The sequence below is a fragment of the Ulvibacterium sp. genome, assembly GCF_965228935.1.
In the GTDB taxonomy this organism is placed as follows: Bacteria; Bacteroidota; Bacteroidia; order Flavobacteriales; family Flavobacteriaceae; genus Ulvibacterium.
This window is the reverse complement of the sequence record NZ_OZ245846.1, coordinates 2,961,075-2,975,675: the sequence shown is the minus strand read 5'-3', so window position 1 is coordinate 2,975,675 and position 14,601 is coordinate 2,961,075. Positions and strand designations below refer to the sequence as shown.

Here is a 14,601-nt window from a genome sequence, read left to right as displayed (position 1 = left end):
ATTTCTTATTGGGGAGATGCGCAAAAAACCAATGTTTAAAATCAAAATTTTTAAGGTATTACCGTCAGAAAAATAACCTTATATCCTTCTATCTTTGTTTGGTAACCTCATCTATAAAACTGTTCCGATAGTTATTGCCCATTGGTATTTTGGTATCGGCGATATAAATCAGATTGCCCTGAATTTTTTCAATTTTGTCCATAGCGACCATGTATGATCTATGAACACGATAAAATTGATCCGAAGGAAGGAGATCTTCAAAATATTTGAACTTTAACAAGACCAAAAGACTTTTGCTATGGGTCACCACCTTAAGATAGTCCCGTTCCCCTTTTATATACAATATATCGTCATACGATATCCGCTCAAGACTTGTACCGGATTTTACAAAAAAGAAATTCTCGGCGGTGTTACCTATGGCTATGTCTTTTCCAGTGGCGTAACCGGAATTCTGCGGAAGTAACTTGTTATAGGCCTTGTCTACCGCCTGTACAAATCTCTCAAAGGAAATGGGTTTTAATAGATAGTCGATTACGTTCAATTCGTAACTTTCCACGGCATACGCATCATAAGCGGTCGTAAATATGACCAAAGGCGGATTACTAAGGGATTTCAGGAGCTGTATCCCGGTGAGTTCCTTCATTTGGATATCCAAAAACAGTACATCTACCGTATTCTCCTTTAGATAGGCCATAAACGATATTGCACTATCAAAAGTGCCCCGTAGTCTTAAAAAGGGAACTTTTTGGATGTATTTTGCAATAACATCCAATGCCAAATATTCATCGTCAACGGCGGCACAATTTATGATCATTTAAAAATAGATTTCCAGGCGTACATTAAAGGTAGATCCTGATTTATTATCATCTACCGTGAGTTTATGTCTGTTGGGATAAATCAGTTCCAAGCGTCTCCTTACGTTCCTTAATCCAATGCCACTGCCTTGGGATTGCTGACTATCGGCATTATACCGATTTACAACTTCAAAAACGAGTGAATTCATATCGGCCCTCAAATTAATCTTAATGGTAGACCCGCCTTTTTCAATATCGCCATGTTTAAAGGCATTTTCCACAAAAGGAATGAACAACATGGGGGCTATGTTGATGTTATCCATATCCCCTTCGACCGAAAATTCAATAAAAGAAGGGTTCCGATAGCGCATTCTCTCCAGGGAAATATAGCTATGCAGATAGTCTATCTCCTTTTGCAGCGGAACAAACTTGTTGTTCGCCTCCGTTAGACTGTATCGCATTATCCCCGAAAGCTTCATCACGGCCTGGGCCGCTTTTGTGGATTTTGGATAGGCCAACGAATAAATATTGTTGAGTGTATTGTATAGGAAATGGGGATTGATTTGGGATCGTAAAAGGGCCATTTCACTTTTTGCGTTCTGCTCATTTAACTCCTTTTCCAGTTTCGCAAACGTAAACCTACTCTCGATCAAGGCTATCAAGGTGGCATAGGTACCAAACATCAGGGTTCTGAGGAGGGCGCTCCAAAAAAAGCGTATATGTGCAAAATAATCGGGTTCGCCCAAAACGGCATAGAAGTAACCGAGCCCATAATATCGTAAGGCACATATGAGTATATAATTGCCCAGATAAAGCCCCAATATTTGCAGTGTAAAACCATTTTCCAACTTATATATGAAGTAAAAGGAATAGAACGAAACTATATGAATCGTGTACATCAGTATTACCCATTCCAGCTCTCCCGGCTCCAATTGTCCACGTAACAAGGAGCTTCCGGAAACGGAACAGCTGTTGTTCCAGATGGCTTCCACGAGTATCCAGAAACAAAGATGCAATACTATTTTACCACTTAACCTCATTCCAAAATACAAGTTACCAAGTACTGTTCACAAAACATATAAATAATCTACAAAGTATCATTGTCGCTCTGCGATCTATGGTATTTAATCTGCAAACGATTCAGAAAGTAGCCAGAAAACAGGCATTCTCCATAGCAATCTGTTTCCCCATTCAAATCCTTTAGAGATGGTCTACATTCCGTTGACCATTCTTTCCAAAGAAGTAAAAGTAATTCCCCTTGGACGACCAATGCTATCCGTAGACAAGAAAGACTTTTGAATTGAAATTGCACTTAATATACTCAAAATTAGATATTTAGTATAGGTTCTTTCACTTCACCTTGTTTTAATCTGCAAAATGTATAAGTGGATAGGCGGTCCTTTGGAATCAATCTGCAAACCGGTTTTGCCTGTATATTAGCGCATTTGGCCTATTTGTAAGGCGCTTTGGTATATCCTATTTCCAATCCGGACAAAACTATGGTAAGATTGGGAATTTAAGTGTGTAGAATGCCAAAGCACCATCAATTCGCCATTATTATACTGTGGTCCAATATAACCGTCTTTTTCGGGCAGGAATATGGTGTGGAGGGAAAGGTATCGCACGAAGGAACCACCGAGCCAATCGCCTATGCCACGGCGGCGCTTTATACACAAATCGACTCCGCCCTCGTAAATGGCGTCATCTCAGACGATACAGGACACTTCCATATAAAAGCCTCTGGGCCCGGCCTATACTATATAAAAATAAGTATGTTGGGCTTTGGGGAACATGTTGTACCGGATATCATTCTGGATGACTCAAAACCACACATGGATATTGGTACCTTATATGTTCAACCACAATCCATTGCTCTGGAAGGCGTGGAAGTGGTGTCCGAAAGGGCGGCGGTGGAATACAAAGTAGACCGTAAGGTAATCGATGTAGCAAAACTAGGCGTTGCCAGCAATGTGCAATTATCCGAGGCCTTACGAATTTTGCCTTCCGTTGATGCCGATGCCCAGGGAAATGTAAGTCTACGCGGTAGTCAAAATTTTCAAGTATTAATCGATGGCAAACCTTCACCCCTCAATGGTAGTGAGGCATTACAGCAATATACGGCCGCAGAAATCGAAAGGGTGGAACTCATTACAAATCCATCGGCCAAATATCGGGCCGGAAATACTTCGGGAATAATTAACCTGATCTTAAAAAAAGGGGAAGGACTTGGTCTTTCCGGCCTGGTAAATTATGGTTTTAACAGGGGAATAGGGGAATATCAGCCCTATAACCTCAATACGACTTTAAGCTACAAAAGAAAGAAATACAGCCTTACCTCCACGATAAGTTTTAGGGATCAGCGCTATGTGTTTAACATGATCGGTTTCCTTAGCCGTGCGAGCCAGGTGGATATGCAAAATTTGTTTAGGAATCCCGTGCCATGGACCAGGAGTAGGATTTCACTGGATCTTGATTATTCCTTAAATGAAAGGCATACGATTACCTTGGCCGGCAGATATATTCAAAGGGACAACCAATTTGATATCCAAACACGACATATCTTTTTGGAACCGAATTCCGTTCCTTTCTTTTCACAAGTAAAGGGTATTACCAAAAGACATACTTATGCCCTAAGTCTGTATGACCTATTGAAATTCGATGATGAAGGCCATGAACTGAAAAGCTTGCTTACCTATTTTGATCAACCTATTGAAGAGCGGCAATTTTTTAAGGAATACGAAAGCCTACAACAGGAAAACCTCAGTGCCGATAGTTTTCAGGATGTCCTTAGCGATCATCATCAGATAAACTTGACCGTAGACTATTCCAAACCGATCCATGAAAATGCCAAATGGGAGACTGGGATAGATATTCTAGGGATTTCACGGACCAGTACACGGGAAACGGAGACCTTTCTTCCCGAACCTTCACCTTTTGCCTTGGATCGTTTTACGGTAAAGACCGGTACGTATGCCGGTTATGGAACCTTTATGGATCAGCTATTTAACTTGGATTTTCAAGCGGGTCTTCGAGTGGAATACTATACCCGTCTTATTGAACAGTTGGGGTCGGACATGAGCTATGCCTTTAAGAGGGTCAACCTTTTCCCGAGCTTTCATCTTTCAAAAAAGATAAGGGACAAAAGAGAGATCAAATTAAGTTATTCCAGGCGGATCAGAAGACCATCGATGTTTCGATTACAACCTTATCTGAATTGGAGCAACAACTTCATAAGTTATGGAGGAAACCCCAATTTGATCCCTGCCCTCATCAGCTCATTTGAACTATCGCATATGCATCGACTTAAAAAAGTTACAGCCGTTCTTGAAGGATTTTACCGAACCACGGCGAACGAGATAACCCATGGGCAACGTTTGAACACAGAAACGGGTATTCTTGAAGGAGGGCCCGTAAATATCGACAATTCAAAATTCTATGGTGTGGAAACTTCCCTTGACATCAAACCTACCCCATGGTTACAAACAATCGCATCCGGTACTTACTTTCGCAATACGATTACCGGAGCGCTTTTCGATCAAGAAATCGACCAACGGTTTTATGCATGGAGGGCACGTCTGAACAATAGGCTTAATTTGGGAAAAGAAGTGCAATTCAACCTCAATGCCTTCTACAATTCCAAAATCAAAACGGTGCAGGGCGAACAGGCTAGCAACTATTGGCTAAACATTTCATTAAGCACACCGATCCTAAGAAAAAAAGGGACATTTTCCATGAGCTACCGTGATGTTTTTGGAACGGGTAGATATTACGAGACCAGACGCGGAGTAGATTTTACGGACGAAGGCAGGTTAAGGCAGCCAAGACAAGTGCTTGGGTTCAATCTTAGCTACAGGTTCAATAGCTATAAGAAAAAAGAAAAACAGTTTGAGTTTGAAGATTAACAGGTTATACCGACTAATGGAAGCGTATGTTATTTAAAAGAACTGAAATCGATTATAAGGAGACCCTGCGATCTTGGGGATATAAGGGCAAGCCCTTTGACAAAAAAATTCACGATGTTAAAAAGACCAAGGTAATCTGGTGGTTTTTGTTCATTCCCGTTCTTACTTTGGAAAAAATCAGTTCTTCGGAATTGTGAGCAAAAGTATTTTTCCTAGTCAGTTAAGCTCTCCCTTTTAAAAACATCCACCAACCACTTCAGGGCTTTTTAAGCAAACTCGACAGCAAAAGGGATTGTGTTTGCAGAGTTTTGATGGCTGTTTGCATAAGTGATTTCAGATTTGTTAAGATTTCCCCTAAGTTGTATGAAGTTAACAGTTTTGCTACACATATGAGCACCTCACTTCATTTGAACAAAAATTACGGAAGAGCTTATGAAGTATAAAATTATAGTATTGGTTCTGACGGTTACAACTTTCTCATGCCGATCAAAAGAGGAAAAAGAAAGCTTGGCCCGTGGAAGGGAAGTCTATATTACTCATTGCATCAGTTGTCACCGGGATACCGGGGAAGGTGTACCCGGAACATATCCGTCCTTGATAAAACCAGATAGAATCGTTACCGCCCACACCCAAAGGGCCATTATTTTAATAAAAGAGGGATCAGGTCATGAAAATGGTATGAGGTCCATTTCTGTCAACGACAAGGAAATCGCCGATGTCTTAAACTATGTTCAAAACAGTTGGGACAACAAGGCCGATTTTATTTTGGAATCCCAGATCGACTCAATCAAAAATCAGTAGATCATGCCACAATATACATTAACAGTGAACCAGAAAAGATACACCTTTGATGTGGCCCCGGACACCCCCTTATTATGGGTGTTAAGGGACACCTTAAAATTGTATGGTACCAAGTATGGATGCGGCATAGGGCAATGCGGTGCCTGTACGGTACATATGGATGGCCTCCCTATGCGTTCCTGTTGCCTGCCCATAGATAGTATTCAAGATAAACATATCATTACCATAGAAGGCTTGTCCCAAAATGCCGATCATCCGGTACAGAAAGCTTGGGAGGAGGAAGATGTACCCCAATGCGGATATTGCCATTCCGGTCAGATAATGTCGGCGGCGGCACTTTTAGATCGTATTCCCAATCCCACTGATGAGGATATCAATCGGGCCATGAAAGGGAATATATGTCGCTGCGGAACATATCCCAGAATTCGTAAGGCCATAAAATTGGCCGCAAAGGATATTTCGTCATGAGCTTGTCCAGGAGAAGTTTTATTAAGGTTTCGGCCCTGGCAGGAAGTGGCGTTCTATTCAGTTTTCACAATTACATCAAAACTAACTCTCCCTATATTTTTGAGCCCAATCTTTATATAAAAATAGCTTCGGATAATACCATAACCCTTAGAATAATACAACAGGAACTTGGTCAGGGAATATGCACGAGTCTTTCCATGTTACTTGCCGAGGAACTCGAAGCCGACCTGGAAACAATTGAAACCGAATTCATTCCATATAATAGCAAACTTCCCGATTACAAGGGAGAGTACGGCCTCACTACTGGAGGAAGTGGCTCAATAATCGTGCGCTGGAATCCTCTGCGCGAAGCCGGAGCCGCCGTTCGCAATATGTTGTTGGAAGCTGCAGCCCAAATCTGGAATATTGACAAAGAAGATTGTTACGCACAAAGAAGTTTTGTATATAATAAAAGGGATAGTAAGGCCTTGGGTTATGGCCAGTTGGCCAAAAAAGCATCTTTGTTAACACCTCCCGAAAATGTAAAGTTAAAAGATCCCGAAGATTATAAATTGATTGGCAAACCCATATCGGACCTAAAAAATAAGTCCGTTGTTAATGGAAAATATAAATTCGGAATAGATGTGGAAGTCCCGGATATGGTATTTGCGTCCATAGTATTATATCCGACCAAAGATGCGAAAATCAAGCAGTATGATCCATTACAAGTACTGGCCTTGGATGGGGTGTCTCAAATAGTGGAATTTACAGGTACTCCAAAAAATTCCGCTTTTAATGGGTCCGAACCTGGTTTGGCGGTTATTGCCAATTCTACATGGGCGGCCTTTAAGGGCAAGAAAATTCTTGAGGAAACGATCGAATGGAATTATGGAGAATATGGGCACAAGGACACTGCATCCTTACGACAAGATTTTAAGGAGGCTTTGAAAGAGGATTTTGAAGAAAGATACCACAATGGAAACGTCTATACCTCATTCCAAAATGCAGTGCATAAAGAGTTGGTAGCAGGTTATGAGAATCCTTATCTAGCCCATGGTTTAATGGAACCGCTAAATGCAATTGCACAAGTAAAAAATGGAACATGCGAGATTTGGGCAGGCTCACAATCACCACAATACACCTGCTATCATTTATCCAAAATTATGGATATCGAATTGGAAAACTTCATCTTCCACCCTTATCCTTGTGGTGGTGGCTTCGGAAGGAGGTATTTTACTGATTTTGTTACCCACGCCGTCTTCATCTCCAAGCAAATCAGACTTCCGGTAAAACTCACCTGGACTAGGGAAGATGAAATTCGGCATGGACGTTACCATCCATTTAGACAAGAACATTACAGAGGCGGACTGGACAAGGCAAACAGTTTAATAGCGGCCCACTATAGAGGCATAACCACGCATACTTGGGGAGCTGGGGTCAATATGATCTACAATATTCCCAATTTCAAATTGGAACATTCAATTCGTACATCCGTATTGCATTTTGGTTCCTGGAGAAGCGTAGGGGCCCATAACAGTATATTTGGTAGAGAGTGCTTTATTGATGAAATGGCACATTTAGCCAAGAAGGATCCTATTGTGTTCAGGAAGGAATTATTACAAAGGGAGTTGAGCGAAATTGAAGAATCAGGGAAGGACTCAAGAGGTGCCAAGGTGAGAAAAACCCAAATTCCCAGATATCTGAACGTTCTCGACATACTATCCAAAAAAGTGAATTGGAATAGTCCATTACCAGATAACGAAGGTCTGGGCGTTGCCATAAGTGACTATGGCTATGGTAGGGAGCTTACCGAGTGGCGAAGTTCTGTTTGTGGCCAAGTAGCCCATATTTCGGTAAAAGACAATGTATGGGAAATCAAGAAGATTACGGTAGTAGTCGATTGCGGTACGGTAATCAATCCAAATGGAGCAAAAGCTCAGGTAGAGGGGAGTATCTATTGGGCCTTGACCCACCTCATCTATGAGGGTATTGCCATAAAAAACGGTCAAGTGGTACAATCCAATTTCCACGATTATAAAGTGTTGAGAATCGATGGGGCACCCGAAATAGCCATACATTTTGTGGAAAGCAATGCTTTCCCAACGGGGATGGGAGAAACCGCTGTTCCGCCCTTGACCCCCGCAGTCCTAAACGGAATTTATGCCGCTTCGGGTGTTCGGGTAAGGCGCATTCCGGTACAAGAACTAAGGTATCGCTATGCATAGATTAAAAGTGGGCAAAAAATGATATCTACATAAAGAATATGTAGTACGACCATATGCTGGATCTTGAATCAAAAGTCGAAGGTTCGATTTAAACAATTACACGATATTCATGAAAGAAAAAGTAAAAAGAGAAGCCACGAGGGCAGATTTTTTTCCGACATATTCCTTTGCCGATACAAGTCCCTATGGAAGAATTCCCGATGATATTCAAAGCCCGCTATGCAAAGTGCACCAGCAAGTAGGTATGACAGCTATTGAAATCATTTATTCCAGACCAAGCCTTTGGGAAAGGGAACTATACGGTGAATTACTCATTGAAGGAAAAGAATGGAGAACGGGTGCCAATAAGGCCACGACCATCCATTTTAATGACCCGGTACGAATCAACGGACAAAAGTTAAAGCACGGTATTTATGCACTGTATACCATTCCAAACAGAAACCTTTGGGAAGTAATCTTCAATGCGGACATTTTCCGGAACCCTTGTGAAGGTAGAAAGCCAAAAGCAGATGTCTTAAGACTGGAAATCCCTGTATTTCCATTAGACTGTCCCGTAGAAACCTTTACAATTTTCATTTCGGATATCTGTAAAGACAATACTTCCGCAAGTATTGATTTAATGTGGGAGACAACATTGATCAAAATGTTCGTTGAAGTACCCAAAAAGTGGTAATCGTAAAAAAGAAATCATGACTTCCAGAAGAAATTTCATCAAGGTAGGGGGACTCGCCGGAGGAGGTCTTCTAATGTCCCTGACCACACCTTTTATCGTAAAAGACAAGGAAACCTATTCCTTCTCGTCCGATCAAGAAATCGAATTTAACAAATTCCTTTCCATAGCGGCTAATGGCATTATTACCATAATGCTCACCAAGCATGAAATGGGACAAGGCACCGGAACTTCCATACCTACCATACTCGCGGACGAGTTGGGTGCGGATTGGTCCAAAGTCCAGATTAAAAAATCGGATTACGACCCCCAATATACTTGGGCAGAAATGGGTACCACTGGAGGAAGTGGTTCCATTGAGCGCACTTGGGATACCATTCGGGAAGTAGGTGCAACCGCCCGGGATATGCTAAAACAAGCGGCCGCAAGCCAATGGGGAGTGGATACTATGGCCCTAAAGGTGGAAAACAGTTTTGTTACTAATCTGGCAACCAATGAAAAATTGGAATTTGGTGAACTGGCGGAAGCTGCTTCCCAACTGCCGGTACCAGAGGAAGTACTATTGAAAAAGTCAAAGGACTACGTCTACATTGGTAAGCCAATTAAAAACAGGATTACCAAAAAGGTAGTATCCGGGAATGCCCGGTTCGGAATCGATATGGACATTCCTGAAATGGTGTATGCTTCCATAGAAAAATGTCCGGTCTTCCAAGGGAAACTTATGGATTTTGACGCTACCGAGGCAAGAAAAGTAGCTGGTGTCCTGGATATATTTCCATTAGTACTCTCTGAAGAAGTTCAATCCAAAGTCCATCCCAAAAGAGGCTATGTCAATGAGGGTGTGGTCGTGGTGGCCGATTCAACATGGACTGCTTTTAAAGCAAGAAAATTGCTGAAAATCCAATGGGATTTTGGACAGCATGGTACCAGAAGTATCGTCTTATTGGAAAAAGAAATGGCCCTGGCAAGGAAAACCGCTCCCATGACCTTTGAAATTGGAAATATGGAGCAGGTTTTTGAGGATAATGGAAACGAAATTATAGAAGCGGAATACAATAATCCACACCAGGCCCATGCCTTAATGGAACCGATCAATGCCACGGCCCGTTATGAAGGCGATCATTGCGAGATTTGGGTCGGAGCGCAGGATCCAAGTGTTGTTCATACGGAGGTATCCCATGTAACCGGTTTGCCTTCGGATGCGGTATCCGTTCATATCTTGAATTCCGGTGGATCTTTTGGCAGACGGTATCATGTGGATTCGTCTATGGAGGCTGCCTTCATTTCCAAAAAGATGAAGCTTCCGGTGAAAGTCACTTGGAGCAGGGAGGACGAGATTATGCACGACCATTTTCATCCTTGTTTACGGAATTATTTGAAAGCAGCGGTAAGTTCGGATGGGAAAGTAACGGGACTGGAGAATATAGCAATTAGCACCACCGGATACGCCACCTGGTCCAATAAATGGAATCAGTATTACGCATTTCCCCACATGCGATGCTATCTCGCCAAGGTTCCTACCTTGGTCGCAGAAGGTGCTTGGCGAAGTACAGCGGAACATTCCGCCAATCTGGCCAAGGAATGCTTCATTGATGAGTTGGTTGAAAAATTAGGCAAAGACGCTGTCGATTTTCGACTTGAATTACTCAGCCGCGAAGTGGATTGGGGTGATCCCAGTCAGTTTCCCGGTTGGGTAAGGAATTACTTCCTACCTCGAAAAAAATTGATCAGGCAAAGGCATATAGAGGTATTGAAGTTTGTAAAGGAAAATGGTCTGTGGGAAAAGGAAATGCCCAAAGGAAAAGGCAAGGGCTTCGCCATTTCGAATTTTGGCGATACCATATGTGCCGAAATTGCCGAAGTTACCCTTGATGAATCCGAGAGTGGTTTTCATGTGGATAAAGTTACCGCAGTGGTCCATTGTGGTATGGTGGTAAATCCCCATTTTGGAAAAGGCCAAATTGAAGGGGGCATTATTTGGGCTCTGACCGCCTTAAAATATGGGGGTCTTGAGGTAGAAAACGGTATTGTTCAAAAAACCAATTTCCACAATTGTAAGGTCCTCCGAATGGACGAATCCCCTGAAATAGAGGTTGTTTTTATTGAAAGCGATGAACGCCCAACCGGACTCGGGGAACCGGGGACACCACCTTTGGCTCCAGCGGTATTAAATGCCCTTTTTGACGTAAGTGGTAAACGAATACGAAAAATGCCGGTCACCAGACAGGATATTCATGGGATGGATACTTAGGTTGACTGTAAAACCAAAGACTCTTAAGGTTTTAGTTCTCGTGTAATCTGAATAATCCCTTCTATTGTTTGCTCAATAAATGGACTTCTTTCCAGATACCTATCTGCATCCTTGTAAATGGATTTTAGGTCATGTAGCGTAAGGTAATCCGGATGATAAATCTCTATAATCGTGGCGTATTGAAATCTTTTTTTATCTTTTTCTATGTGAAATCCATACATATACATTGCTAATTCCGAATTTGGAATATTACCCATAAGGGCATATACCTTGGAAAGATCCTTCGAAGGTGATACTTCACCGAAAAAAATACTCTCCTTTTCAATCTCCCAGCCGTTATTTTTAAAAACACGTCCTATAGATCCTCCTTTAACGATTTTCTTATGCGCTTCCAAGAAGGTCGGATCAATTACCTCAGAGTAGTTCACAACGGCAAAGGTTCGCGTTATCGTTTTGTCGCCCTGGGAACTGTAAAGATTGGATATCCTTGTTTTGGAGTCGTCACTGAGGATTTTAATGGCATAGTTTCCATATTTCATTTTAATCCGTTCACTGTTCAGTAATTCAGGCGATAAAATCGAGTCATAAGCAACTGAAAGCGATTCTGGATTCTTTTTTATGTAGTCACATCCAAGATTGCATAATAGACCCACCGACAGGAGTAGAACATATACATGTGTTTTGTTTTTCATGTTTTTTTGCGAGAAACTACATAGTTAGTAATTAGCTATGAGGGAAACTGTGTAATCATGATTTTTTTCGGTCATTTCAAAAGCCTTATTTTTGCGTCAAAATGTACTGCAGGTAGCTTATATGAATCTATATATGGATTTGAATTCCCCTATCATCTTTGAATACCCCACTCTTCATTGGGTTCAGGCCCCATTTCAAAAACCAATTCGCCGCCGTTGACAATAACATCATGATGCAATTGACTTGAATTGTAAGGCTCCCCATTTAAGGTAGCCGATTGGATGTAGGCATTCTCCTTAGAGTTGTTATTGGCGACTACGGTAAATACCTTTCCTGTGCTAACGCTTATCTGGACCTTATTGAATATGGGACTACAGATTTCATAGAACGGGGTGCCCGGTAAGGCCGGGTAGAAACCCATGGCCCCAAAGACATACCAAGAGGATACCTGTCCACAATCATCATTCCCCGGTAACCCGCCCACATCATCAAAGAAATATTTGGCCAACATGTCCCGTACCACTTTTTGTGTTTTCCAAGGAGCGCCCAAACTGTTGTACATATACGGTGCATGCATGGAAAATTCGTCACCTACGTAGTACATATCCTTTTCAAAAAAATTGTCCAGATATTCGATGAGTTTATCATCTCCGCCCATAAAATGGGACAAACCCGGAATATCATGGGGAACCAATAACGTATGGTTCCTATAATACACCTCGGTATCATGATCCGTTCCTTGTGCCCAAACGCTAATACTTTTATCGAATGGCGGCAACCACTCCCCATTCAATTTTTTCCCTCGAACCAAACCGGTTTCCTTATCCAGGACATTAATATATCGTTTGGATCGTTGTATGAAGTCATCATAATAGTTCTCCTTACCCAAAGCTTTTGCCATTTGGGCAATACAATAATCATCATAGGAAAACTCCAGGGTTCTTGCCACAGGTTCTCCATAAAACCCAAAAATATCTGTGGGTACATAACCTATCTCATTGAAATACTCAATACCGACCCGACCCGAAAAACCGCGATTTCCTTTTTCAGTGGCATTTTTTAGCATGGCCTCAAAGGCCAAGTCCGTATCAAAACCACGAATCCCTTTTACGTAGGCATCCGCAATAACAGCATCGGCATGGGTACCCATCATGATACTTCGGTACCAAGGATTGGGCCATTTGGGCAGCCAACCCCCTTGTTGGTAAGTGTTCAGCATGCCATTAATGACATCGGTAGTTTCCTGGGGTTTTAAAATCACCCATAGCGGGTGCAGGGAACGGAACGTATCCCAAAGTGATAAATCCGTATACATAATCCCTTCATGTACTTGAAAGTCAAATGGGCTAAAATATCTATCTCCTTCACTTAAGTCGCGAGGATTTACGAAACATTTGGTCAATGCCGTGTAGAAAATAGCCTTATCATCATCGGCACCTTCCACTTGAATCCTATTCAATTCCGTCTCCCAAACATCCGCACTTTTGGCTACCGCTTTGTTAAAATCAAAATGGGGGAATTCCTTTTCCATATTTGCCCGTGCCTGCGCGATATCGATTAGGGAAGTGCCGACCTTCATCTTCACCTTTTCCCTATCCTTGGTGGCAAAGGTTACATAAACTGCATTCCCATCGGCTCCCTTGAGTGCCATCCGGGGACCATGATTAGGGTCTGGTTGCACGGGTTCCGCACATCTGAGATGCATCTCGGTAGTACTGGAACCATCGTAATATTCGATACGTATGTCGTATTCCTGCCCTTTCGTAAGGTTCACCTTGTGTACATTGGTCCCTGTTGCCCGATACTTCCATTGGTCAATGACCATTTCGTCATCGATATACATTCGCGTACCGTCCTTGGTTGTTAACTCAAAGGTATGTTCTCCCGAATGCCTCGCTACAAGGATGCCGGTATACCTAGCCGAAAAGAAATCTTCCTTGACACCTGCGGCAGGAGCTTTCAACCAATTGTAATTCAGTTTGGTATAGGTTACGAACACATCTGGCTCTCCTTCCAATTTGTCGTTGTTATAGTAAGCCGCTTCAAATCCGTCCGGAACCAAATCGGCATCTATCACGTTGGGCAATAGATCCACATTGAAGGCTTCAAATTTTTTATCGAACTTGGCCACAAAATGATTTTTAAAATGTCCGGCGATAACCGTGTAACCTTCAATCTCATTTCTTTCGGGTATCACCTTATAATAGCCGGGAACATACACCCCATCGAACACTACCGATGATGACTCGGATTCCGGAAAGGTAAACTGAAAGAATCCAGTTTGGGAAGCGGCCGTAAATTCGGCCTTTATATCGTAATCGTCCAATTGAACCGAATAATAGTGCGGTTTGGCAATCTCGGAATCATGGCTAAACCTGGAAGCACGGCTATTGGCATCGATCTTAACTTCTCCGGTAAGAGGCATTAGGGACATGGGACCCCAATCCCCGACAACCGCTCCATTTGGATATCGCGTACCTCGAAAACCTTGAATCTTTTTTTGGTCGTACCAATAAGGCACGGGAACGGTTATTACACGATCGGTCCATTTTGCGGTCTGGGGAGTCCAATGGGTCAAGGCCGAAGGGTTTCCCACAATCGGGGATACATAACCGAGTGGCTCCTCAACTTCCGTAACGGTGATATCAGCAATACTGGGGGCCGTACCCACACGGGTATCCACATAGCCCAAATACGTTTTCCTAGGTAGCGGATTACTAGATTCGGATTGGACAACCTCCTCCGCATGCCGTTTGCAACCGAAACAAACCAAAAGACAGGCAATAACGAGATTGTTTTTCTTGAAACAACACCTCAT

The 14,601-nt window shown here is 42.4% G+C and carries 11 protein-coding genes; 7 read left to right on the top strand and 4 right to left on the bottom strand.

Features of this window, described 5'->3' with window-relative positions; all coding sequences use genetic code 11:
* Window positions 1–88: 88 nt before the first annotated feature.
* Together ACO06Y_RS12620 and ACO06Y_RS12615 are read right to left on the bottom strand one after the other, a co-directional pair.
* The gene (locus ACO06Y_RS12620) at window positions 89–814 is read right to left on the bottom strand and encodes a LytR/AlgR family response regulator transcription factor (protein ID WP_422079332.1); all 726 of its coding nucleotides are present in this window, start codon (window positions 812–814) and stop codon (window positions 89–91) included.
* Window positions 815–1,834 carry a sensor histidine kinase gene (locus ACO06Y_RS12615; RefSeq protein WP_422079331.1) on the bottom strand — a complete coding sequence of 340 codons (1,020 nt, stop codon included), beginning with the start codon at window positions 1,832–1,834 and terminating at the stop codon, window positions 815–817.
* 489 nt (window positions 1,835–2,323) lie between these two features.
* Here ACO06Y_RS12615 and ACO06Y_RS12610 point away from each other — a divergent pair, with 489 nt between their 5' ends.
* From ACO06Y_RS12610 to ACO06Y_RS12580, 7 genes are all read left to right on the top strand, one after another.
* Window positions 2,324–4,696 (top strand): outer membrane beta-barrel protein, encoded by a 2,373-nt coding sequence (locus ACO06Y_RS12610; protein ID WP_422079330.1) that lies wholly within the window; start codon window positions 2,324–2,326, stop codon window positions 4,694–4,696.
* A gap of 26 nt (window positions 4,697–4,722) precedes the next feature.
* Window positions 4,723–4,893 carry a hypothetical protein gene (locus tag ACO06Y_RS12605; RefSeq protein ID WP_422079329.1) on the top strand — a complete coding sequence of 57 codons (171 nt, stop codon included), beginning with the start codon at window positions 4,723–4,725 and terminating at the stop codon, window positions 4,891–4,893.
* Window positions 4,894–5,128: 235 nt separating this feature from the next.
* Entirely contained in the window at window positions 5,129–5,497 is a 369-nt protein-coding gene (locus ACO06Y_RS12600) for a c-type cytochrome (protein WP_422079328.1), read from the top strand.
* 3 nt (window positions 5,498–5,500) lie between these two features.
* Window positions 5,501–5,965, top strand: coding sequence for a (2Fe-2S)-binding protein (locus ACO06Y_RS12595; RefSeq protein ID WP_422079327.1), 465 nt, complete (start codon window positions 5,501–5,503; stop codon window positions 5,963–5,965).
* Complete coding sequence (locus tag ACO06Y_RS12590) at window positions 5,962–8,169, top strand: molybdopterin cofactor-binding domain-containing protein (protein WP_422079326.1); 2,208 nt, start codon at window positions 5,962–5,964, stop codon at window positions 8,167–8,169. Before ACO06Y_RS12595 ends, ACO06Y_RS12590 begins: the two co-directional genes overlap by 4 nt.
* A gap of 109 nt (window positions 8,170–8,278) precedes the next feature.
* Window positions 8,279–8,842: a DUF2911 domain-containing protein gene (locus ACO06Y_RS12585; protein WP_422079325.1), complete on the top strand. Its 564-nt coding sequence runs from the start codon at window positions 8,279–8,281 to the stop codon at window positions 8,840–8,842.
* Between the two features lie 16 nt (window positions 8,843–8,858).
* Window positions 8,859–11,090 (top strand): molybdopterin cofactor-binding domain-containing protein, encoded by a 2,232-nt coding sequence (locus ACO06Y_RS12580; RefSeq protein WP_422079324.1) that lies wholly within the window; start codon window positions 8,859–8,861, stop codon window positions 11,088–11,090.
* A 23-nt stretch (window positions 11,091–11,113) separates the two neighbouring features.
* Here ACO06Y_RS12580 and ACO06Y_RS12575 read toward each other — a convergent pair whose 3' ends face one another.
* Together ACO06Y_RS12575 and ACO06Y_RS12570 are read right to left on the bottom strand one after the other, a co-directional pair.
* Window positions 11,114–11,782, bottom strand: a complete 669-nt coding sequence (locus tag ACO06Y_RS12575) for a hypothetical protein (RefSeq protein ID WP_422079323.1) — start codon at window positions 11,780–11,782, stop codon at window positions 11,114–11,116.
* 152 nt (window positions 11,783–11,934) lie between these two features.
* On the bottom strand, window positions 11,935–14,601 hold the full coding sequence (locus ACO06Y_RS12570; RefSeq protein WP_422079322.1) for a GH92 family glycosyl hydrolase: 2,667 nt from the start codon (window positions 14,599–14,601) through the stop codon (window positions 11,935–11,937).